The following is a 23,773-nucleotide window of genomic DNA, read 5'->3' as shown; positions in this document are numbered from 1 at the left end:
AAAAAAAATGAATGTCATGAAACTGAATAAATACCATATCATAGCTTGCGCCGCCTGGCTCTGCGTGGCTGTAAGTTGCGACGATGCAGATTATAGTGTGATAGACAACGCCATCTATCTTCAAGAAGCCTCGAATACGGCTTCTACCTATGGAAAAGTGACCGTGGAAGGTGACGTTACACATACCGATTTGACGGTTCGTGTAGGACAACCGTTGAATGAAGATGTGGCAGGTACGCTGGAGCTGGACGCTTCACTGCTTGAAGCCTACAACCAGGCTTTCTCTACGAGCTACGAAGTACTTCCCTCGGAGTATCTGTCGTATGAAAAGAATTTCAAGATAAGCAAGGGAGAGACGTTGGCGGAGAAAACGGAGTTCTCCATCAAAACTTACTCTACCGACAACGGTGAACTTTACGCCATTCCTGTCCGCTTGAAAGTGAATAGTGGAAACATATCCACCATAGGAGACTCTCAATCGTATATCATCTTGTTAGACAAGGCCCTGAAACAACCGGTACCCGTGATGAATCAAAGCAACAAGGCTTCTACCGCCAAAGACATGAATCTCACTACCGCCGAATGGACCATCGAGACATGGGTATGGATGGACGGATTTGTTATCAATAATCAGGCCATCATCAACTCCGGTAGCGGAAAGGCCGGCCGGGCCAACGAAATCTATATCCGTTTCGGCGATGCCCCCATTCCATATAACTCCTTGCAAATTAAAACAATGGGGTCGCAAGTGAACACCGTCACGCTGTTCGAGAAAGAGAAATGGTATCACTTAGCCATCACCTACGATGCGGGCGGATTAGTGACGATTTATGTGAACGGCGAGAAAGACGTGACGCTCCAAACCAAGGGAGGCGTGGTGAACTTCGACCGCATGGAATTGGTGACGAGCGGCTCTTGGTTCAGGAATACCTGCAAGATGGGACAATTACGCCTTTGGAAGAAAGCCATCACACCTTCTCAAATCAAGTCGAACATGTATCTGGGCATCAACCCCAAGAATCCTGATTTGATGGGCTACTGGCGTCTGGACGAAGGAAAAGGCAATGTGTTTAAAGATGCCACTCCGAACGGATTCGACATGGCTGCCGAAGGTACTCTGAAGTGGGAAACGGATGTGAATTTTAAATAAAAAACGGATTTTAAACATAGAATGCAATGAAAACATACTTAAAAACAGCCCTGCGCACGGTATTAATAGTATCGGGGGCTATCTTTATACAATCTTGCAGTGATGACGACGAGGTAGAAGTTAAGCAACTCTACTACCTCTCGTCAGAGCCTGCGGCCACCTTAAAGCCATCCCAATTCGAACTGTCGCTGCTCGACAACACGCTGGTAGGCGAACGAACCGGATATTATGTGGTGGGAAAATCGACCATGCGTGCCGCCAAAGATGTGAAGCTGCACGTAGTACAAGACAATTCGTTGGCAGAAAGCTACAATGCCAAACATAAGACAAAACATGAAACGGTGCCTGAAGGAGCTTTTTCTTTCTCTACCCGGGAACTTACCATCAAGGCGGGCGACAACTTTTCTTCGGATACGCTTCGGATTTCGGCTTCGGATTTATCAAAGTTGGAAGCGTCCAAGACATATGTGCTTCCCATCGCGCTGAAGAGCAGTGATGGCGGTGCGGTCAGCGCCAACCGGAATACGATCTGTTTCGTGTTCTCCAAAGAGGAAACCCGAATCAGCACCAAGAAACCTGCTTCGTGGATAGAGTTGGAACGCGGTGACTGGACGGTTACTGCCTCGGACGACTACGGCGAATATTATAGCCCGGCAAAAGCCGTCGACGGGGATGGTGCCTCATGTTGGTTCTTGGGAATGGACAGCCCGGGCTGGTGGGCTGCCGAGTGGACAGAGCCCGCCACCGTAGTGGGCATCTCTATTCAAAGGCAGAACGCTTATCACCATAGATATAATCTGGTTAGTTTTTCCGTGGAATATAAGAAAAAAGGAGATGTGGAATGGAGAAGCCTTGAAGGCAATGTCATGCTGAACGAAACTCACCTCTATGCTCCTCAATATACTATGTTTGGTTCAGTGCTTGAAGATATCGTGGCGTTTAAACTGAACGTTCTCGAACCGGGGGTAGGCGATTATACCGGCATAGGCGAATTGAATCTGTTTAAGAAAAAATAAGAAGGAGATTTTAGAAGAAAGCTGTATCAAAAAGCCTTTATGGCTTTCTTTTCAGAAGATTATCCTGTTTTCAGAGATACTCTGTTCAAGGTCTGCGGATGTCTGTTCGCAGGCTTGGAACAGAGTTTTTTCATATAGGAAAAAGGTGGGCGTTGCTTTGGAGGGAGATGGTGTTGCTGCCTATGCAAAAGGTTTGGGGCAAGAAACTTATGAAGTACACGCAATTTCTTCTGCCACAGCCTCTATCAGTGAAAGAGCCTTCTGTATTTTCTTTCCGGCTTCTTTAGAGAACGGCAGGTTACGAGACATTTCCATTTCTTTCAACAAAGGGACAAGCTCCACAGCCCCAATCAGGGTGAATACGGGAATCATCTTATGAGATACCGCTGCAACCTCTTCCATATTCTGCATTTCGGAGGCTTTGCGAAGGCGTTCGGCATTGGTACGAGTCTCGGTAACGAAGCTTGCGATAATGGCTTTTGCAGCCTCCGGGTCATCTTCGGCAAAGGCCGTAAGTGCCGAAAAGTTGTAAGCGGAGGATGAGGCGGAACGATTGTCCGTTTCGTTTGCATTTGCCGGTACGGATACTGCGGATTGTTCTCCACGCAGTTCGCACAAAAGTTCCTGCATGGTGAATGGCTTGTGCAGGCAGCCGGTAAACCCTTGCGATATGAATTCTTCACGCTTCATGTCGCTACGGGCAGTGACTGCAACCATCGGAATGGTTTTAGCTTGTGGAATGTTCGAAGCGCGTAGTAGCCGCAACAAGTCGAAGCCACTGACGGCAGGCATCTGTACATCGGTGAGCAGAAGGTCGAAAGTGTCGGTACGTAAAGCGTCGAATAGTTCATCCGGTTGCAGGCAAGATACGGAACAAATGCCATTACTGTTGAGGATGGCCTCGGTCAGGGTAAGCTGAATGCGGTCGTCGTCGATGAGAAGAAGTTTCTTCAATGGGGGAGGAGATGGAAAGGCGGAAGAATCGGAAGGCTCTTCTATCCCGTGCAAAGGCTTTTCATGTTCTGCGCTTGGTTCTTTGTGTGGACTTACACGATAAATGGGCACACGTACCGTAAAAGTGCTTCCCTTACCCGGAGAGCTCTCCACCTCGATAGTACCTTCGAGCAATTGCACCAGCATGCGAACAATACTGAGTCCCAGACCGAATCCTTCCTTTCCCTGCGCTCCGGGCAGACGGGTAAACTCCCGGAAGATACGTTCACGGTCGGCAGGTTCCATTCCCTTTCCGGTATCGGTGATGGCGACAACGAGTTTTCCGTCTTCGTAGCCGGCGGTCAAGGTGACACTGCCCCGGTCGGTAAACTTCACGGCATTGGAAAGCAGATTATTGATTATCTGACGCAGACGCAAGGGGTCGCAAACGAAAGAACCCTCTAATTCAGGAGCGACGTTGCAACGCAAGGCAAGCCCTTTGGCGGCAGCCAACGGTTCAAAACTGACGCGCACCTCTTCCAGTAGTCGGGAAGGTTGGAAAGTGACACGGCTGACCTCCACTTTATGCAAGTCGAGGCGATGAAAGTCGAGCAAATCCACAATCAACTTCAACAAATGTTCGGACGAGGTTTTCATGTTGTCCAGATAGAAACGCTGACGTTCGTCCACCGTGAGACGGGCAAGCAAGTCGGCATATCCCATGATGGAACCAAGCGGTGCCTTGAAGTCGTGGGTAATGGCAAGCATCAGTTTTTCGCGTGTGGCAAGCAGGTCTTCGGCACGGCGGCGAGCTTCTTCCAGTTTGCGGCGATAGCGGTTGCTGCGGGTCACGTCGCGTCCGATGAGGAAAAGGAAGACAATCGCAAGCAGGACAGCGCCGGCGGCAATACCGGCCAGGGTGCGGGCGGACCGATGACGGACGGCCTGCCGGTATTCGGCCTCGGCACGTCCGCGTTGCAAGGTCTCTTGCTCATAGTTTTTCAGCAGGCTGTCAATGCGCTCGGTCAGCATGTGATCCAGTTGTTGCAGGTTGCGCTTGCGTTGCTGCACGAGGTTAGCTACTTGTCTGCGCTGCCGGGCCACGGCACGCAACTTCTTGTGCAGGGAGTCTGCCGGATTATAAGGATCTATCAACGTATCGGTGGCAAATTCAAGAGAGGTTCTTACTTGAATCGCAGTATCTTTCTTGGATGGAACGAACACTTCTCCCAAGCGGCGGAAGAAACCTTTTTTTCGAGGACGCACCACTGTTGTGTCACGATGAGTGATGATGCGGTGTTGCACCCGTTGTCGTGTCATTTCCGTATCGTGTCGTGTTATGACATCTTCTATTTCGTCGGCAGAGACTGCGTTTCCGTTTGCTTCGCTCAGTGTGCGCAGCATACTTAGCGTGTTGGCATCCTTCTCGTGTATGAGGGTCAGCACACTGTCGGTCCACTGTACGTCAAGACTATCGGAAAGCACGAGACTTTCCATTTCCCTGTGCACAAAGAAGAGGGAAAAGAATAGCACCGCCAACAGCAAGCTATATCCTACGGCAATCTTGACTTTGGAGACTCCTTTCATAATAGACGCGTTTTCTGCCTGAACCGCAGCCACAACATGACGCCGGCACTGGTCAGTCCGAACGGGAAAGCCATCCACACTCCGACCAACCCCCAGTCGAGCACAAAGCCGCAGAGGTATCCTACGGGCAAAGATATAACAAAATAAGCTATAAAAGCAATGACCATCATGGGTTTTACATCCGAAATGCCACGCAAGGCATTGGCAAAATTAATCTGCAATCCGTCGCCGAACTGATAAATCAGGAACGGGAGGAACAAAGAGGCAACCATGACCGATACTTCGGCATTATCCGTAAACCATCCGCCCAACTGACCGCGCAAAGCAAAAACGATGCTCAGCAACACCACCGCCATACAAAGGGTGAGATGAAACCCGGCATACGTCGCATGCCGCACGTTCGGCGCATCACCCTGCCCCTTGAAGTTGCTGACACGCACGGCGACGGCAGCCCCCATGCCGTAGTACATCATAAAGGTGAACTGCGAAATCGTCAGCATAATCTGGTGCGAAGCCAGTGCATACGTGCCCAGCCATCCCACCATGATGGTGCTGAGATTGAAAGAGGCCGTCTCCATCCCCATTTGCAGCCCGACGGGCCAACCCAGTGCATTGAGCCGCCGGAACATCGGGACAGACCAGCCCAGACGTACAAAGCCTATTTTATAACGAATGAAACGACGGCTGCGAAACACAATCATTGCAAAGACCACTACCATCACGATGCGTGAGAACAGGGTACTGATGCCTGCCCCCAGCAACCCCATTTCGGCGAATCCCAGTTTGCCGTTGATGAGTATGTAATTCCCTGCGATGTTGAGCGCATTGCCGCCCAGCAGAATCCACATGGCGGTTTTTGTGTCTGTAATGCCGTCGGTGAACTGCTTGAAACCGTAGAACAGCATGACGAATACCAGCGAAGCAAGCTGCGTCAGGTAGTAAGGCTTAATCAACGGCAGCAGCTCAACGGGTTGTCCCAAACGTTCTATATTGAAATATAGGACGGTCATGATGCAGGTCAGCAACAGGGCCACCAGTACATTGGCCGTCAAGCTGCACCGCAAAGCCTGCCCCGCCTCGGCAAAGCGGCGGTTTCCATAATAACCGCCCACTACCGGCGTAAGCCCATAGCTGAACCCCATGCTGAAAACGATGCAAAGGGCGAACATGTTGTTCACGAAAGAAGCCGCACCCAACTCGGCCGTGCTGTGGTGTCCTATCATCAGTGTATCGGCAAAGCCGAGAACAATGACGCCCAACTGGCCTATCACGATGGGCAGTCCCAACGCAATCAGGGCTTTGTAATGGCACTTATATGTATCAAAAAATCTTCCCATAATGCAAGTTTGTTAAAGTCCGAACCACATCCGCACCATATCCGCACCATATCCGTGCCGTGTCAGAACCGTGTCAGGGCCGTACTTTCTCCTTATCATGTTCGTATCTATAGAAGCGAACTTGATAAGAAGATGGTACGAACTTGGTACGGAGGAGACAACGTCTTTTCTCTTCAAATCCGTATTATCCGATACCGTCTGTATCTGAATGATAACTTTTTGCCGCTTCATCATTCCTTCTCAGGCAGGTAAGAGCCGGACGCTTTCTTATAATATAGCACAACGGTATTGGCGTCGCGGAATGTATTCTGCGCCACGGCATGAATGTGTTCGGCCGTGACAGAACGATAGTTGTCTACTTCACGGTCTATGTCTTCCGCCTGTCCGGTCAGCTCAAACCAAGCAAGGTTCGTGGCTACATTCAGATAATTGATATTGCCGAATATGTGGGAAGATTCGAACTTGTTCTTTACTTTTTCCAGTTCCTGCTCGCCCACAAGTTCCCGTTTCAGTACCTCAAGCTCCTTGCGGACAGCCGCCTCGGCCTGTTCCAGTGTGATGCCGGCAGAGGGCTTGCCGCTGATATGCAGCAGTCCCGCATCGCGCGTACCCGAAATATAGGCATCGAGTGCGGAAAACAGCTTTTGTTCCTGCACCAGCTTGCGGTTCAGGCGACTGGAACGCCCGTTGCTGAGTATATCGGACAAAATGTCGAATGCATAGTAATCGGCTCCTTCGCGACCACACATAGGATAGGCCATAAACAACGCGTCGAGGGGAACATTGCGCTCCACCGTCCGGCGACGCTCTTCTGTCTGCGGAGGTTCCTGCGGCAATTGCCTTGCAGGGACATTCCTGCGGGGAATGGGGGCAAACCACTTGTCGGCCAGTCTGAGCGTTTCCGCCCACGAGATGTTTCCGGTGACAGCCAGAACAGCATTGTTGGGGGCATAGAAACGATAGAAGAAAGATTTCACCTCATCCAGCGTGGCGCCGGCTATATGAGACAGTTCCTTGCCGATGGTAGGCCAACGATAGGGATGCACCCGATAGGCCAAAGGGCGGAGCAGATGCCCCACGTCGCCATATGGCTGATTCAGGCAACGCTGTTTGAACTCCTCCATCACCACTCCGCGTTGCACGTCGAGACTTTGCTCGCTGAATGCCAGTTCGAGCATGCGGTCGGACTCCAACCAGAAGGCTGTTTCTACGTTCGATTTGGGAACGGTCAGGTAGTAGTTGGTTATGTCGTTGTTCGTCCACGCGTTGTTCTCGCCACCGGCCAGTTGCAACGGCGTGTCGTAATCGGGAATATGCACCGAACCGCCGAACATCAGATGCTCGAACAGGTGGGCAAAGCCCGTATGTTCGGGATGCTCGTCGCGGGCACCTACGTCGTAGACGATGTTCAGCGCAACCATCTGCGTGCCGGCATCTTCGTGGTGCACCAGCCGCAGACCGTTGTCCAATGTTTTTTTATTAATCTTCAAGGAGAGTCACCTTCTTAATCACGACATCCTCTTCGGGGCGGTCGCTACGGTCGGTCTTCACTTTCTGAATCTTGTCCACTACTTCCATGCCCTCCAGCACTTCGCCGAACACGGTATACTGGCCGTCCAGATGGGGCGTACCGCCCACTGTGGTATAAGCCTTTATCTGTTCGGGCGTGAACTTGAACTCCGGTTCTTTGCCCACTTGTGCCTCGGCCTGTGCAATCAGAGAGTCCTGCAAATTCATCAATCCTTCCTGATTGCCGTCCTTACGCATCTTGTAGATTTCTTTCATGTGCTTTTGCGCCAGTGCATTGAAGGCATTGTTCAGGCGCATCTGGTTCATCTGCTGCTCCATATTCAGCAAGGCGGAATCGCCATAGACCTTACCGGTGACGATATAGAACTGGCAACCGGAAGATTCCTTCTTCGGGTTCACCTCATCACCCTGACGTGCGGCCGACAAGGCTCCTTTCTTATGGAAGTAGCGGGGATAGATGAATTCGGCAGGAAGGGTATAGCCCACATCGCCCGAACCCAGCATCTTGCCTTTGGAAGCTTTTTTTGATTCGGGGTCGCCGGCCTGTATCATGAAGTCCTTGATGACACGGTGAAACAGCGTACCTTCGTAAGTGCCTTCCTCGGCCAGCTTGATAAAGTTGTCACGGTGTTTCGGTGTCTCGTTATAGAGTTTCACGACGATGTCTCCCGCACTTGTTTCAATCTTCAACTTCGTTTCCTTTTCCATATTCGGATCTTTCTTTTGTCCCGGCTTGCAGGCTGCCAGCCCGCCTACCAGTATGGTTAATAATACAATAAGATTTCTTTTCATTTTTGCTTTTCATTTAATTTAAGTCTGCAAATATACGACTTTCAGATAAAAGCACTTACCTTTGTAATGCAAAAAGAAACAAAACACAAAGACTATGACGTCTATACTGATTGTAGAAGATGATATAACTTATGGTATGATGCTGAAAACATGGCTCGGGAAGAAAGGATTCCGGGTGACATCGGTCAGCAGCATTGCCCGCGCACAGAAACACATCGAGACGGAAAGCGCAGATTTGATATTATCGGACTTGCGGCTGCCCGACAAAGACGGCATCGACTTGCTGAAATGGCTGGGCGAGCAAGGTTTGCAAATACCCCTTATCATGATGACCGGATATGCCGACATACAGTCGGCCGTGCAGGCCATGAAGCTGGGCGCCTGCGACTATGTGGCCAAACCTGTGAACCCCGACGAGCTACTGAAGAAAATGAAAGAGGCGTTGACGGCCGACATCGGAACTCCCCCTGCCCGGAAAAACACGGCGGACACACCTGCTCTCTCCGACTTCCTTGAAGGAGAAAGCGATGCCGCCAGACTGCTTTATAATTATGTGAATCTGGTTGCCCCCACCAACATGGCCGTGCTCATCAACGGAGCCAGCGGAACGGGCAAGGAATATGTGGCCCACCGCATCCACCGCCTCAGCAAGCGGGCCGACCGGCCGTTTATTGCCATCGACTGCGGAGCCATTCCCAAAGAGCTGGCCGCATCCGAGTTTTTCGGCCACATCAAAGGCGCTTTTACCGGTGCGCTGACCGACAAGACGGGCGCATTTGTAGAGGCCGACGGCGGAACCATCTTTCTGGACGAGATAGGGAACCTGAGCTACGAGGTGCAGATACAATTGCTGCGTGCCTTGCAGGAGCGCAAGATACGCCCCATAGGTTCGACCAAGGAGGCCGGTGTAGACGTACGGCTGATATCGGCCACCAACGAAAATCTGGAGCAGGCCATAGAGAAAGGCACTTTCCGCGAAGACTTGTTTCACCGCATCAACGAGTTCACCCTGCACATGCCGCAACTGAAAGACCGCCGCGAGGACATCCTGCTCTTTGCCAACTTCTTTCTGGATCAGGCCAACCGAGAAATGGGCAAGCAGCTGGTTGGCTTCGACGAGAAGGCTTGCAGTGCCTTGCTGGAATATCACTGGCCGGGCAATCTGCGGCAGATGAGGAATACCGTGCGCCGCGCCACGTTGTTGGCCCAAGGCAAATACATCACCATTGATGAGCTGGACGACTTGAAAGAACCTGCTCCCGCACCTGCCGGCATGTATCTACGCAACGAGGAGACGGAAAAACAGCAAATCATGGAAGCCTTGCGGCAGATGGGAAACAACAAGAGCCGTGCCGCCCAACTGCTGGGTATCGACCGCAAGACGCTTTACAACAAACTGAAGCTTTACGGCCTTTCCGACTAAAAGTGTGGAATTATTCCACACTTCCGTTCCACACATTCCACACTTTTCCACACTTCGCTGCACGGCGGCAGTTTGTTCACTTTATTAGTTTTCAGACGATTACTGTTTGCGGCTCTTTTCTGGCACGCCATTTGGCCTGTATTAGGCATAAACATTGTGTGCTTCAACAGAAAGTACCTAAACTTAACGACTATTATACATTAACTAAAAGCAAATTGAAACTGGGTAGGAAAAAAGTGAAACTTCGACAAACAACTGAAGTGGCTGAACAATAGTAAGCACACTACAAAAAAAACGCCCCTTTCTTGTCTATTCTGTAGGGGTGTTTTTTTTGTTTCCCATCGCAACCTGCTTTCTCCTCTCATTGTATTTCTTCTTCTTATCCTCGTCATTTCGGATAGCTCCCGATTATGGGATGAATCTCTTGTATTGTCAAGCGCAATCTATGTTCGGAAAGGATATTACAGCGCTTGGGCTGCAAGATACATGGAATGCCGACAGGGATGATGTTTCATCACTTTCTCGATCTGTTCTGCTGCACACTCGTTGCAGTTTCGCTGCAAGCTTGTTGCAGTGAAGCTGCAAAGCCGTTGCAGTGATTCTGCAAGCCTTTTGCAGTGGTGGTGCAAGCCTATTTGCAGTGGCTCTGCAAAGCAGTTGCAGCATCTTGCAGACTTTTCTCTTCGGGCGGCAACACATAAGGTGCAGATACCGGACTGTCGTTCGGTGCAAGGAAACTCTGTCCTGAGTGAGAAGCCTCTTTTTTTCTTCCGTCGGGTATATAGCCACAAATAGGTATCACCTTCCCCGGTCCTTGGTTGAAAGCCTACCTCTTGCGGACAAGAAATACCTATTTTTAGTGATTGTGTCTTTTTTGTCATCACCGTATCTTTGCAAATCCTAAACTGTATATAAGTTTATAATGCCAAAAAAGTCGTTCCTCATAAGTCATTTACTATTCATCTGCCTCCTCTGTTCGGCACAATCACCCCATAGTTTCAGCGGTCGCGTCTTCGATGCTCAAAGCAAGGATGTATTGCCTTTTGCTACGATACGGCTGAAGTCCGATGCAGGCAAGTTCTACGGAACCACCAGCGATGCGGACGGGAAGTTCAGCATTCGTGGGCTGGGAGCGGGAGATTATCTGCTCGTCATTTCTTATATAGGATACGAAACACAGGAAAAACGCATCCGAATAGATGGGGACGTCAATCGGGACTTCCGCCTATTGCCCTCGTCTACCACACTGAACGAGGTTGTAGTCACTGCCTCCGAGTCGAAAGGCATTACCAGCGCCTCGAAGATAGACCGCACGGCAATGGAGCATCTGCAACCTTCCAGCTTCACCGACCTGCTGGCGTTGCTGCCGGGTGGAAGCACAAGTACGCCGAACATGGGGAGGGCCAACACCATTCGCCTGCGCGAAGTGGGGATAGGCGATTCGGACTACAACACCGGGGCTTTGGGTACACAATTCGTGATAGACGGCATACCCGTCAGCACCACCTCCAATATGCAGCGCGTCGCATCGGACATTACCACCGCTTTCGACGGATACAATGCCGTGAACACCGGAGTGGATATGCGTAACATCCCCACCGACAATATAGAAAGTGTGGAAATCGTCCGTGGCATTCCCTCCGTGCAATACAACAACCTGACAAACGGAGTGGTCATCATCAAACGCAAGCAGAAAGCCACCCCGCTGGAGGTGCGCTTCAAGGCCGACCAAAGCAGCAAACTCTTTTCGGCCAACAAAGGCATGGAATGGAAAAACAAGGACATGGGGCTTTCGGCCGATATAGACTTTCTGAATGCGCAGAACGACCCGCGTGACCGTTACGACTTGTATAAGCGAATCACTACCTCCGCACGCTTCCATAAGAAATGGACATTGCACGACGGGAATGCCTTGAGGTGGGAAACCGGCGTAAGCTATTCCGGAAACATCGACCATGTGAAGAACGACCCCGACATAGAGAGGCTGAAAGAAGAAAGCTACCGTTCCGGCTTCCATAGTGGGAAATGGCACAGCCTTCTGGAATGGATGGCCTCCAAAGGGAAAACCTTCCGGAAATTGGAGTTGGACCTCTCTGCCGGCATGTCGTGGGACGAAATAAAGCGCGCCCGATTCATCCAGCTGGACCGTGATTGGGCAGTGCCCACCCACATGAAAGCGGGTGAACATGATGCGGAAATACTGCCCTACAAATACACTGCTTATACCATAGTGGACGGCAAGCCGCTGAACTTATACGCCAAGTTGGCTGCGGAGTTCGGGATGCAGACCGGTTTGGCGGGTCACAAGCTGTTGGTCGGAAGCACCTTCAGGTACGACAAGAACTTCGGAGGCGGACAAATCTACGACCCGGCACGTCCGCTCGACCCCGGAAGCAGCTTCCTGCGTCCGCGCAAATACAGCGACATTCCTGCCTCCGAGCTGTGGCATGTGTACGTAGAGGACAATGTCAACATCCCCATAGGAAACCATTCATTGGAAGTGCAAGCCGGGATAAACGGCAACATGATGCTGAATCTCGACAAGCAGTACGCCTTAGGCGGAAAGATGTTCCTCGATCCGCGTATCAACGTGCAATGGCGATTTCCGAGCATCAGCCTCGGATGTAAAAGGCTGGTAATAAGATTGGGCGGAGGAATGGGACGGCTGCTGTTGATGCCTACCCTCTCGCAACTCCATCCGAACAATATCTACATGGATTTTACCCAGTTGAACTATTGGCATGCCAACCCCGCATACAAGCGCATCAACTTGCGTACTTACATCGTGAACCCTACCAACTACGGCCTGAAGCCTGCCCGCAACTTCAAGCAGGAGGTGCGTTTGAGTCTGGAATACGGCAAGAACATGCTTTCCGTTACTTACTTCCACGAGCGGATGAGTTCCGGTTTCCGGCATATCCCGACCTATTCTCCATACGAATACAAGGTATACGATTCCAGCAAGATAGATGGTTCCACTCTGACCGGCCCGCCGGCTCTGGAAAGCATGCCTTATGCGATGAGAACCATCTTAAGAGGCTACTCCTATACCGGAAACGGCAGCCGTACACAGAAAGAGGGAGTGGAATTTCAACTCTCCACCGAACGATTCAAAGCACTCAACACCCGTTTCACCGTGAACGGGGCGTGGCTGTACACCATCTACGAAAACAGCCAGCCCATAGCTAAAAGCGTTTCCGCGGTAGTAAATGGCATAGCTTTGAGCGACAAGTACGTAGGCATCTACGAAACAGATGATAGTTTCCATCTTGGGCAGTTCAACACCAATTTCACCGTAGATACCTATCTGAAAGAATTGGGTCTGACCCTTTCTGCCACTTCGGAGTGCATGTGGTTCCAAAGCAGACAGAGTCCCAGAGCAAGCGGTACCCCCATTGCCTACATGGATGCCTCCACAGGGAAAATATTACCTTACACCGAAGAAGACAAAAAGGATACTTACAAGCAGCATTTGGTTATCTCTCGTACCTCGGCCCTGCTTGAGAAGATGACTACGCCTTTCTATATGTACGTCAACTTCAAGGCCACGAAAGAATTTGGCAAGAATATGTCTATCGCACTCTTTGCCAACCGTATTCTGGACTATGTGCCCGATTACACACGAAACGGATATCTCATACGAAGAACTGCAGCCAGTCCCTATTTCGGGATGGAGCTGAAACTTAAACTATAATAATTCCATCAAACAGAAAATTAAAAGAAGATGAAAATGAAAAGAGTATTTTATGCAGTCTGCATGACAATGATTGCAGGTTTAGCGTTCACTGCTTGCAGCAATGACGATGACAACAGTGTAAAGATGGCCAATGTGACCATGCAGTTCAACGCGCCTGCCGAGTTGCAGAATCAGAGTCCTGTTATCGGCATTCAGGAATTGGTATTGAAGAACATCAATACAGGAGAGAAGACCACCGTCGTGAAACCCGCTACTCGTGCCAATGTTCTTTCTCCTTCTACTGTAAGCATCGCCGTGAGCGTGCCCGAAGGACTCTACACCATCAGCATGGAAGGTTCTCTAACCTACCGGTTGAATGGAGAGACCATTCATTCCAAGATACGGGCCTATAAAGAATCGGTAACTCTGACCGAAGCCTCTTCCGCTACCCCGCTCAATCTTACGGGCTATGTATATAATGACAGCAAAGAGGGAGGAAGCTTCGTCATTGCCGAAATCTTCTTCACCGGAACAGAGACTCCGGAGAATAAGCAATACAACGGAGACAAATACTTCCGTATTTACAATAACTCGGGTGAGACGCTTTGCGCAGACGGACTCACCATTGCCGAGTCTGCATTCCTCACAGTAAGCAAGCACACCTATTCTCCGGACATTATGAACGAAGCCTTCACTACCAATGCTATTTACCGCATCCCGCTGGGAGGTAAAATCATGGTTGCCCCGGGAAAGTCTCTGTTGCTGTGTGACATCGGTAAGAACCACACGACTGTCAACTCCAACTCTTTCGACCTGACGAAAGCCGACTTCGAGTGGTATGACGAAAGTTCCAACCCGAAATTCACCGACACCGACACGCCCGTACCCAACATGGAGAAGATTTATTGTTATACGGCCACCATCTGGGGACCTCACAACCGCGGCTTCAAAGCCTTCGTACTGGCACGTCTGGGCGACGACGAGAACAATCAGCTCTCTGCCGAACAGTATCTGAAAGACTATGTTTACGAATATAAGTACAACATGATTATCAACGGAAACGTGTACGAAATGGGACCTTCCAAAGGCTACAAGATTCCTAACAAATGGGTGTTGGATGCCGTCAACCTCTGTGTAGAGAGCGAATACGAATGGAACGTGACGTCGCCTGCTTTGGACAGAGGCTGGACGTACTGCGGAAAAGTAAACAGCGACAAGACCCGCTACGGAAAGAGCGTTCGCCGCAAGGTTCTTTCAGGTATCACCCTGCAAGATACCAACGACTCGTCTGTGGACTTCCTGCCCGAGCAGAAGGCGGATCCTTATTTCAAGTTCCACGAATAAATTATTCTCCGAAGGCAAAATGAAGAAAGGGCTCATATCTTCACTTCTATTCCTATCGGTGGCCGTATCCTCCTCTTGGGCTCAAGGGGAGGACACGGTTTTCATACAGAAAAGGGCATTTATGCACTCCGCGGCCAAACGGGAGTTCCTTACACGTCCTTTCCTTAATCCGGCCTTAAACTATTATCGCCAATCCTATTCGCTCTCCACCCTCGGGGCAACGGGCGAATGGAGCAGACAAAGCCGGGCGACAACTGCAGAACTGGGAGACGGATGGAAAGGATTCCTCTTTGCGGGAGACTCGTATGTATGTACGTCCGAGAAATCGCGTATATGGGGAGATGCCTACTACCGCAACGGCATCCGCCGGAATGTGCAGTGGAACGAAAGTTCGGACTATGAACTGCTCTACCCGTACATTGCCGCCGACACCATAGGCGGAGATATGAAGTCGGAAACCTACTTCTTCAGAGGCGGATATGCCGCAGCAACCGGACGATGGACGTTCGGAGGGGAATTCTCCTACCGGGCCGTGCAAGAGTTTCGCGATATAGACCCCCGCCCCAACAATAAGGTGGCCGACCTGCAAGCCAAAGCCGGCGCGGCTTACGGCATCATGGCTTCGTATGCGGTGGCCCTATCCGTCGAAGCGCGCAAATACAAGCAGAACGGTTCTCTGGCCTACTACAACGAACTGGGGGTGTCGAAGACGTTCCACCTTACGGGATTGGGGAACAGCTACACCCGCTTCGACGGCACCCGCACGAACGTTCGTTATCAAGGACACAGCTACGGCGCCGGAGTCGACTTGCTGCCCGTACAGGCTGATGGCAGATGGAGTGGTAGCTTCCACTATCGTTATTCTTTTTACGAGAAGATGCTGCCTGAGTCCAACGACCTCACGCTAAACGAGCTGAAAGAAAACAACCTGCAAGGCGAGGTTACCCGGACTTTCTTACGGCATGCCCGCCGGTTCTTCGGTCTTAAGGCATCGATAGCCTACAACGAGCGCAGAGGCACGGAAAACCTCTACGGAGATGCAATGAACCATATCTATCCTCAGATTTCAGCCGCAGAGCAGTTCGGCAGCAAGGCGCTGCACGCAACGGTAAGCGGCAGTTATGAGCAGGAACAGACGGAGAAGTGGAGATGGAGCCTGCAACCCGCCATCGGGTATCTGCAACAGAAAGACACCTACAAGACGCCTGCCAAGAGTATGAAGTACAGTCTGTGGAGTGCTTCGCTGGGCCTTGCTTCTACCCATAAATGGAACAAAAGCCTGCTGTACGCACGCCTTTACGGCATCTGCCAAGGAAAGATAGACGCCGCACTGAACATCGACGGACAAACGGCGCACCCGTATGCCCTGACCATCTTGCAACAGAACCTCGAGATGATGAGCGGCAGTCGTACGATATACGGCATCTCTCTGCGATGGTCTCGATACATCGGAAAGAATTTAGGCTACGCGGAAGTCGGGTGGCAACATGCGCTGTACGCCAACCACGAGAAGAACCGTTCGTTCCAAGCTGGCATCGGGGTGTACCTGTAGGCCTGTTCAATCATCTGCAAACAACATTTTTATACTAACTAATAACAAGAGAACAATGAAAACCAAGAACATTCTCATCGCAGCCATTGCTGCAACAGCACTCACATTCACCGCATGCGGCAACAAACAAGCCAAGAACGCGGACAGTTCTACAACCGCCGAACAGACTTCAGGCGTACTCGAAATAGACAGCCTGCTGGCCGATGCCGAAGCATTGGCCAATCAGGAAGTGACCGTCGAAGGCGTATGCACGCATGCCTGCAAGCACGGTGCCACCAAGATTTTCCTGATGGGCAGCGACGACACGCAGACCATTCGTGTGGAAGCAGGCGAACTGGGTTCGTTCGACACGAAATGCGTCAACAGCATCGTGCGTGTGAAAGGTACGCTCATGGAACAGCGTGTGGACGAAGCCTACCTGCAAAAATGGGAATCTCAACTGAAAGAAGCTTCTGCCCAAAAGCACGGCGAAGAGGGTGAAGGCGGATGCAGCACCGAGAAGAAAGCACGCAACGAAACGGCCAACACGCCCGAAGCACGCATCGCCGACTTCCGTGCCAAGATAGCCGACCGTCAGGCAAAAGAGGGGAAAGCCTATCTGTCTTTCTACTACATACAGGCCACCGGCTATGAGATTCAGTAAGTCGCCGACGGAAGAAGGCATACCGAACGTCAAGAACGAGCGGCAACGTGGCACACAAGGTAAGGCCGGCACGCTTCTGCGCAAGTGGTGCCGCCTTGTGCACCGCGACGTGTCGTTCTTCTTCTCGGGGATGGTGCTGATATACGCCATTTCGGGCATTGCGATGAACCACCGCAGCAGCTTCAATCCTCATTACTCGATAGAACTACAGGAATACAGGCTGACCGAACCTCTCCCTCCGCAAGCCGGCATCCGCAAGGAAGATGTGCTGAAGCTGCTGAAACCCATAGGCGAAGACGGAAACTACACCAAGCACTACTTCCCCAAAGAGGGAGAGATGAAAGTGTTTCTGAAGGGAGGCTCCAATCTGGTGGTGAACCTCGCCGACAGCCGGGCGGTGTATGAGAAGTTGACACGCCGTCCGTTGCTGAGCGCCCTGACCAAGCTGCACTACAACCCCGGAAGCTGGTGGACACACTTCTCCGACTTGTTCGCGGGAGGACTTATCCTCATCACGCTGACAGGCCTCATCATGCTGAAAGGCCCGAAAGGATTGTGGGGACGCGGAGGAATAGAGTTGGCGGCGGGGATATTGATACCGCTGCTGTTTCTCTTCCTTTGATTGGGTATACAAAAGATGACGGACTCCGATCATCATCACTAACTTTACTATAAAAATCAATGGGGAATATCATTGAATGCAATAACCTGACGCACTACTACGGCAAACGGTTGATATACGAGAATCTCAGCTTCAGCGTCCCGCAAGGGCGCATATTGGGGCTGCTGGGGAAAAACGGAACAGGGAAAACCACCACCATCAACATCTTGAGCGGTTACCTGACACCCCGTTCGGGCCGGTGCTCCATCTTCGGACAGGACATTCGGACGCTGGAGCCGGCCTTGCGTCGAAACATCGGATTGCTCATCGAGGGACATGTGCAATACCAGTTCATGACCATCCGCGAGATAGAACGCTTCTACGCTGCCTTCTATCCGGGACAGTGGCGGAAGGAGGCCTACTACGACCTGATGAACAAGCTGAAAGTGGCGCCCAAGCAGCGCATCTCGCGCATGTCGTGCGGACAGCGCTCGCAAGTGGCGCTGGGTCTGATTTTGGCACAGAATCCGGAGCTGCTGGTACTGGACGACTTCTCGCTGGGACTCGATCCCGGCTATCGCCGCCTCTTCGTGGACTACCTGCGCGACTATGCCCGCTCGGAGAACAAAACCGTCTTCCTGACCTCGCACATCATCCAAGACATGGAACGCCTGATAGACGACTGCATTATCATGGACTACGGCAGCATCTTGATTCAGCAACCCGTCAGGGAACTGCTCGACACGATACGCCGCTACACCTGCACCGTGCCCGAGGGCTACACCCTGCCGAAGGACGCGGACTTTTATCATCCGGCCGTCATACGCAACACGCTGGAGACATATTCGTTCCTCACTCCGCAAGAGGTGGAAGACCGATTCTCCTCCCTGCAAGTGCCCTATAATCAACTGAAATGTGAAACCGTAAATCTGGAAGACGCCTTCATCGGCCTCACCGGGAAATATTAAGAAAGAAATGAACGCCATATTTTATAAAGAATGGATTAAAACACGCTGGTATCTGTTGCTGGCCTTTGCCGTAAGCACGGGCTTTGCCGGATATTCCATGCTGCGCATAAACCGTGTGGCTGAACTTAAAGGAGCCGCCCACGTATGGGAAGTGATGCTGATGCGTGATGCCATCTTCGTGGACTTGCTGCAATACATCCCCCTGTTGGCGGGCATACTGCTGGCATTAGTGCAGTTCGTCCCCGAAATGTATCACAAATGCCTGAAGTTGACACTGCACCTGCCCTATCCGCAACTGAAGATGGTGAACCTCATGCTGCTTTACGGATTGGCCGCATTGGCGTCCTGTTTCTTCCTGAACTACCTGCTGATGTTCGTCTATCTGCAACGGATACTGGCTCCCGAACTGTACATGCGCATACTGTTGACGGCCGCCACTTGGTACGTGGCCGGCCTCTGCGCCTATTCGCTCACGGCATGGGTGTGCCTGGAGCCTACCTGGAAACGGCGGGTGTTCAATCTGGCGGTGACGCTGTTGCTGCTACGCATCTTCTTCCTCTCCTCCGAGCCCGAGGCATACAACGGCTTTCTGACGTGGCTTGTCGTCTACAGCCTGCTGTGCGTCAGCCTCTCGTGGATTTCCGTCCTGCGCTTCAAGGCGGGCAGGCAAGACTGACCTCGTCCCATTCAATCATTAAAGCATAACAAAGAGATGAAACGTTTTAGTCAATTATTCTTGTGCTTCACAGTAGTGATGTTGTTACTCTGGCAACTGCCGTGGTGCTATACTTTCTTCGCCTCTAAGCCTTCGCGTACGCCTTTCGCTCTATACAGCTGCGTGATAGGCGACTTTCTCTCCATAGGTTACGACGAGGCCACCGGCATGATACGGCGCGATCGCTCGGGCAACAATTATACGCAGGAACAGACAGACAGCATCCTGCCCCTGTTCTACGTCCGGCAACTGATGGCCGACGAGCGCTTCCCCGACACTCTGAAGGGGGTGCCCGTCACACCGCGCGAGGTGCAACGTACTAACTTCAACTTCCGCGTATCGGCGTCGGAAGTCAATACTGCCGTTATCCCATTGTATCCGTTATTAGAGAGTATGTCGAAGCGGGTAGATTTGGCTATGCCTGACGACGTATTCCGTATCACTTCGGAAGGTATCGAGTTCGTAGTGATGGACAGTAACAGTTTGGACAGGGAGAAGAGCGCGAAGTTTACGGAGGCGCTCGTGAAGAAAGGTTTCCGCTTCCCCGCCTCTCGCATAGCCGGCAATCCCAACCCTCGGAAGGAATATGACGAAGGCTACCTCATTCTGGATGATGAGGGTAAGCTGTTCCACTTGAAGCAGGTACGGGGTCGCCCCTACGTGCGCTCCATTCCTCTGCCCGAAGGACTGCACGTCAAATACCTTTTCATCACGGAGTTCTCCGACCGCAAGACACTGGGATACCTCACCGATGCCGACCATTCCTTCTACGTATTGATGAACAAGACCTACGAAGTGATAAAGACCGGACTGCCCTCCTACAATCCGGAGACGGACAAGCTCACCATCTTCGGCAATATGTTCGACTGGACGGTTTGCGTCGTGACGCCCGAGGCGGAAGAATACTATGCGCTGTCTGCCGACGACTTCTCGCTCATCGACTCGATGCGCATCCCGACCTCCGACGGCCCGATGCCTGGACTGCACTTCACCTCGTACACGGATAAGTACGTCAAGCCGCACTTCTTCTGACAAGCACTGCTTGCTTGTTCTCCATAAGATACAACGTTTCCCTGAAAGGGCGATGGATGCCGAAAGCTCACACTCACTTTCGCTGTTGCATATCGCCCGTGTAAGGGAAACGTTTATTTTTGTCTGCATAATCACTTACTTGAGTTCGGGATAAGAAGCAGGTCGATAACCTCACCCGACGGCTTGTTTTCTAAGTCAAATCTCATTGTTTATCAGATGTTTACCACTACCTTGCCAGGCACTTGAGTCTGACGGCTCAAACACTTGTGTCTGTCACGTCGGAGACTTGTGTCTGTCGGCTTGAACACTTGCCTCTGTCAAGACAAAGGATTGCAGCTGTCAAAACAGGGGTAGGGCGTGGTGGCGCTTTGAGGCAAAAATGATGCTTGGTTGCTTTTATTCTTTTTCTGCCACAATGTTTGGCTGTTTCAAACAAAAGCAGTACTTTTGTCGCACGAGAACCCGCCAAGCCTCTTTACAATGCTTAAATCGGCGGGTCGTTTTATTTTATTATGGCACATTATACAAAGACATACTCATCGCCAAGCCGGTTGGTGGCATTGCTACAATCGCGTGGTCTCCACGTTGAGAATATAGCACGGGCGGAAAACTATCTCCGCCACATTGGTTATTACAGGTTCAGTGCATACCTCTACCCCCTTTTGGCCACACCGAAGGAGCAACATTTGTTCAAACCCGGTGCTGCGTTTAATCAGGCGTTGGACATGTACCGTTTTGACAGGCATCTGCGACTACTGATGTTCAATGAGATTGAAAAGATAGAGATTGCCGTCCGTAGTGCCATTGTCAACATCACAAGTCGTGAGACGGGCAACCCGTTTTGGATGACAGACCCATCATGCTTTTATGATGCCAATACTTTTGCCAAGACAAAACAGCTAATAGATGTAGAACTGACCAAGTCTCGTGAGGATTTCATTGAGCATTTCCGCAACGCTTATTCCGACCCGTATCCGCCGGCTTGGATGCTGGTAGAGATACTTCCCTTGGGCGTTCTGACTAAGATATACGACAATATCAAGAGTAACCAAATCCGAAAGAAGATAGCACAAGAGTTCGCCTTGGGAGTGCCTGTCTTTAACTCATGGATGACGATTATCACTGTTGCCAGAAATAATTGCGGTCATCATGCTCGCGTTTGGAACCGTACCTTTGCTCTGAGGGTTCTGACTCAACGGCGTATGGCGCGTCTCTGGATAACGATTCCTGTCAATCAGAAGAAAGCCTATTTCAGCCTTTGTATCATCAAGTACTTTTTAAATATCATTTCACCGAATAACGACATGAAGGCTAAGATTGATGCCTTGCTGTCTGCTTACCCATCCATAGACATGAACGCAATGGGCTTTCCTGATGGTTGGGAGGCAGAACCTTTGTGGGATATACCTGCTGTTTGACAAGACGAAGCAGATAAGTTAGACTTTGGTTGATATGCAGATACCGGCCAACAGAATAACAGATCGCGCCGAGACAGACGATGCAGCGGTTCGCTTTCTCGATGCCCCCTTCCTATCGACGAGACTGAGAAACTCAACCCCCGCCATCGGGAGGTGTTGCTGCGTTTCACGTCATTGCTCGACCGCCACTGTCGGCCTCTCCACCAGCCGGTACATCGGGCGCGAAATCACACTGCGTATGAAGCGTGAACCGGCCTATTCGGCCGCCACTGTTCAGGAAATCTCGCGCCGCCTCGGTTTCCGAAAGCTCACACTCACTTTCGCTGTTGCATATCGCCCGTGTAAGGGAAACGTTTATTTTTGTCTGCATAATCACTTAAACCAATCGAGAGATGATCTATTTTTTACCAAGTTTTAGGCAGGCGGGCCATACAATTGAGCCCGGCATAGAGCAACCTGCCGGGAAAAAACGGAAGCCGGTTCCGATGCTTTCCGTTTGTGCCGAGCAGGCACCCCGTGGCGTAAGTCGTTCCACGGCGGAAAATTACCGTACGGCAGTGCGCTCCTTCATCCGCTTCTGCGGCAACACAGATGTCCCCGTATCGGCGCTCAACGCCGACAATGTGCGCCGCTACGAGCGGTGGCTGCAGGATCGTGGCGTATGTCCCAACACCTCCTCCTGCTACATGCGCTCGCTGCGCGCCATCCACAACAAAGCTGCCTCGAAGCGGCTCGTGAAGGACAGGAAGCCCTTCAAGGGCGTGTTCACGGGCAACTCTCCCACGGTGAAGCGCGGCATCACCACAGGGGAGTTGCGCAGGCTCAAAAGCCTCTCCCCCGCAGGAGGCGGGGCAGAGGCCGGGGAAACCGGGAGGAAGCGGGCAGCCGTGGAGGCTGCGGCCTTAGACTTCTTTCTCTTCTCGTTCTACGCCATGGGCATGCCCTTCGCGGACCTGGCCGGCCTCCGGCGCCCACAGGTCAGGGACGGGGTGCTTACCTACCGGCGGCGCAAGACCGGCCGGCAGGTCAGGGTGACGCTGGAACCCTGCATGCTCGACATACTGGACAAGTATGCGACGCGGGAGTCGGACTACCTCTTTCCCATATTATATAAGATGAAAGGCGGTGAGAAAGACCGGACGAAAGGCGGTGGAAAGGATAAGGGGAAAGACGGCGGTAAAGGCAGGACGAGAGGCGGGACGAAACTCGGAAATCCTGCGGAAGTCTCCTACTCCTCGGCGCTGAACCGCTACAACCGCGCGCTCAAGACCCTTGCCCGTGAGGCGGGAATAGCGGTGAACCTGACCTCCTACGTCGCCCGCCACTCCTGGGCGAGCATCGCCTACGAGGGGAACGTCGACCTGCCCGTCATCTCCAAGGCATTGGGGCATACCGACACCAAGACGACCCTCATATACATCGGGGAGATAAACGACACGCGGCCGGCGTCGGCCAACCGCAAACTGCTGGAAGAGGTTTTCCCGTCCTGAAAGGAATTGCCATATCCCGGGGGATCCGCCATGAAAGAGAACCCCCTTTCCACACCTCTTGGCAAGAGGTGTGCCCCCTCCCGTAACTGCCTGCAAATAAAAGGCTTTTATTTAATATATACAAATATTTGTAAGAAAAAATGCATCCCCGCCCCGTGCAAACGACTGCACCGTGATGTTTACAACCCCATGTCCGGCCCTCCTGCCGCAAGAGGCCGGAACCTGCCGGCCGTCCCGCCTTTCCTTTCCTTTCCCCCGAGTGGAAATTTCCTCATGCCTTTTCCCGTCCCCCACACCTCTTGCCAAGAGGTGTGACTCCCGGAACACCTGCCCGAAGCCGCTCCGACAAGGCCATGACAGGTCCCCGGACAAGCGGCCGGGCGGGCGGACGGACAGCCGGTACGGTTATCCGTCCGAGAGATGAAAAAGATGTATAACCCTTATTCACAGGCAATGAAAAGACCCTTCCTCCTCCTGCTTTTCCTGCTTTCCCTCGGGCATTCCCGGGGGCAGGAATCCGACTTCCGCGGCGGCACGGACTCCGTGCGCGTCTATTTCCGTCAGGG

20 protein-coding genes are annotated in these 23,773 nt (G+C 51.8%); 14 read left to right on the top strand and 6 right to left on the bottom strand.

Going from position 1 to position 23,773, the window contains the following annotated elements:
* The first annotated feature begins 16 nt into the window (after positions 1-16).
* Both EV202_RS09330 and EV202_RS09325 read left to right on the top strand, forming a co-directional pair.
* The gene (locus EV202_RS09330; RefSeq protein WP_106070510.1) at positions 17-1,150 is read left to right on the top strand and encodes a DUF1735 and LamG domain-containing protein; all 1,134 of its coding nucleotides are present in this window, start codon (positions 17-19) and stop codon (positions 1,148-1,150) included.
* 26 nt (positions 1,151-1,176) lie between these two features.
* Entirely contained in the window at positions 1,177-2,166 is a 990-nt protein-coding gene (locus EV202_RS09325) for a BT_3987 domain-containing protein (RefSeq protein WP_106069322.1), read from the top strand.
* Between the two features lie 207 nt (positions 2,167-2,373).
* On the opposite strand, the gene EV202_RS09320 is transcribed toward EV202_RS09325, so the two are convergent.
* From EV202_RS09320 to EV202_RS09300, 5 genes are read right to left on the bottom strand one after another with little or no spacing between them, the layout of a single operon-like run.
* The gene (locus EV202_RS09320; RefSeq protein WP_131926878.1) at positions 2,374-4,686 is read right to left on the bottom strand and encodes a hybrid sensor histidine kinase/response regulator; all 2,313 of its coding nucleotides are present in this window, start codon (positions 4,684-4,686) and stop codon (positions 2,374-2,376) included.
* Entirely contained in the window at positions 4,683-6,023 is a 1,341-nt protein-coding gene (locus EV202_RS09315; RefSeq protein ID WP_106069320.1) for an MATE family efflux transporter, read from the bottom strand. Before EV202_RS09315 ends, EV202_RS09320 begins: the two co-directional genes overlap by 4 nt.
* A gap of 12 nt (positions 6,024-6,035) precedes the next feature.
* Positions 6,036-6,257 (bottom strand): hypothetical protein, encoded by a 222-nt coding sequence (locus EV202_RS09310; protein ID WP_131926876.1) that lies wholly within the window; start codon positions 6,255-6,257, stop codon positions 6,036-6,038.
* Positions 6,254-7,513 (bottom strand): M16 family metallopeptidase, encoded by a 1,260-nt coding sequence (locus tag EV202_RS09305; RefSeq protein ID WP_131926874.1) that lies wholly within the window; start codon positions 7,511-7,513, stop codon positions 6,254-6,256. Before EV202_RS09305 ends, EV202_RS09310 begins: the two co-directional genes overlap by 4 nt.
* Complete coding sequence (locus EV202_RS09300) at positions 7,503-8,345, bottom strand: peptidylprolyl isomerase (protein ID WP_131926872.1); 843 nt, start codon at positions 8,343-8,345, stop codon at positions 7,503-7,505. The genes EV202_RS09305 and EV202_RS09300 overlap by 11 nt, the downstream gene beginning before the upstream one ends.
* A 94-nt stretch (positions 8,346-8,439) precedes the next feature.
* Here EV202_RS09300 and EV202_RS09295 point away from each other — a divergent pair, with 94 nt between their 5' ends.
* Positions 8,440-9,768 carry a sigma-54-dependent transcriptional regulator gene (locus EV202_RS09295; RefSeq protein WP_131926870.1) on the top strand — a complete coding sequence of 443 codons (1,329 nt, stop codon included), beginning with the start codon at positions 8,440-8,442 and terminating at the stop codon, positions 9,766-9,768.
* 631 nt (positions 9,769-10,399) lie between these two features.
* On the opposite strand, the gene EV202_RS15065 is transcribed toward EV202_RS09295, so the two are convergent.
* Positions 10,400-10,570, bottom strand: coding sequence for a hypothetical protein (locus EV202_RS15065; RefSeq protein ID WP_164996227.1), 171 nt, complete (start codon positions 10,568-10,570; stop codon positions 10,400-10,402).
* 120 nt (positions 10,571-10,690) lie between these two features.
* Here EV202_RS15065 and EV202_RS09290 point away from each other — a divergent pair, with 120 nt between their 5' ends.
* The 11 genes from EV202_RS09290 to EV202_RS15410 all read left to right on the top strand — a co-directional run bounded on the left by EV202_RS09290 (position 10,691) and on the right by EV202_RS15410 (position 23,644).
* Positions 10,691-13,462 carry a TonB-dependent receptor gene (locus EV202_RS09290; protein ID WP_131926868.1) on the top strand — a complete coding sequence of 924 codons (2,772 nt, stop codon included), beginning with the start codon at positions 10,691-10,693 and terminating at the stop codon, positions 13,460-13,462.
* Positions 13,463-13,498: 36 nt separating this feature from the next.
* A complete protein-coding gene (locus tag EV202_RS09285) occupies positions 13,499-14,788 on the top strand; it encodes a DUF4876 domain-containing protein (RefSeq protein WP_234878272.1) in 1,290 nt (429 codons plus the stop codon).
* Between the two features lie 121 nt (positions 14,789-14,909).
* Positions 14,910-16,340 (top strand): DUF6850 family outer membrane beta-barrel protein, encoded by a 1,431-nt coding sequence (locus EV202_RS09280; RefSeq protein WP_234878271.1) that lies wholly within the window; start codon positions 14,910-14,912, stop codon positions 16,338-16,340.
* A gap of 55 nt (positions 16,341-16,395) precedes the next feature.
* Complete coding sequence (locus EV202_RS09275; RefSeq protein ID WP_106069313.1) at positions 16,396-16,983, top strand: hypothetical protein; 588 nt, start codon at positions 16,396-16,398, stop codon at positions 16,981-16,983.
* Positions 16,970-17,605, top strand: coding sequence for a PepSY-associated TM helix domain-containing protein (locus tag EV202_RS09270; protein ID WP_131926864.1), 636 nt, complete (start codon positions 16,970-16,972; stop codon positions 17,603-17,605). Before EV202_RS09275 ends, EV202_RS09270 begins: the two co-directional genes overlap by 14 nt.
* Positions 17,606-17,664: 59 nt before the next feature.
* Positions 17,665-18,552, top strand: a complete 888-nt coding sequence (locus tag EV202_RS09265; protein WP_106069312.1) for an ABC transporter ATP-binding protein — start codon at positions 17,665-17,667, stop codon at positions 18,550-18,552.
* A gap of 7 nt (positions 18,553-18,559) precedes the next feature.
* On the top strand, positions 18,560-19,228 hold the full coding sequence (locus EV202_RS09260; protein ID WP_131926862.1) for a hypothetical protein: 669 nt from the start codon (positions 18,560-18,562) through the stop codon (positions 19,226-19,228).
* A gap of 36 nt (positions 19,229-19,264) precedes the next feature.
* Positions 19,265-20,299 carry a DUF4857 domain-containing protein gene (locus tag EV202_RS09255; protein ID WP_131926860.1) on the top strand — a complete coding sequence of 345 codons (1,035 nt, stop codon included), beginning with the start codon at positions 19,265-19,267 and terminating at the stop codon, positions 20,297-20,299.
* A gap of 512 nt (positions 20,300-20,811) precedes the next feature.
* The gene (locus EV202_RS09250; RefSeq protein WP_131926858.1) at positions 20,812-21,717 is read left to right on the top strand and encodes an Abi family protein; all 906 of its coding nucleotides are present in this window, start codon (positions 20,812-20,814) and stop codon (positions 21,715-21,717) included.
* 392 nt (positions 21,718-22,109) lie between these two features.
* Positions 22,110-23,207, top strand: a complete 1,098-nt coding sequence (locus EV202_RS09245) for a tyrosine-type recombinase/integrase (protein WP_131926856.1) — start codon at positions 22,110-22,112, stop codon at positions 23,205-23,207.
* Between the two features lie 311 nt (positions 23,208-23,518).
* Complete coding sequence (locus EV202_RS15410; RefSeq protein ID WP_262709393.1) at positions 23,519-23,644, top strand: hypothetical protein; 126 nt, start codon at positions 23,519-23,521, stop codon at positions 23,642-23,644.
* The last annotated feature ends 129 nt before the right edge of the window (positions 23,645-23,773 follow it).

It is taken from the genome of Prevotella heparinolytica, from assembly GCF_004342845.1.
In the GTDB taxonomy this organism is placed as follows: domain Bacteria; phylum Bacteroidota; class Bacteroidia; order Bacteroidales; family Bacteroidaceae; genus Bacteroides; species Bacteroides heparinolyticus.
Note: the sequence above shows the minus strand (reverse complement) of the source record. Positions and strands in the feature narration are given on the sequence as shown.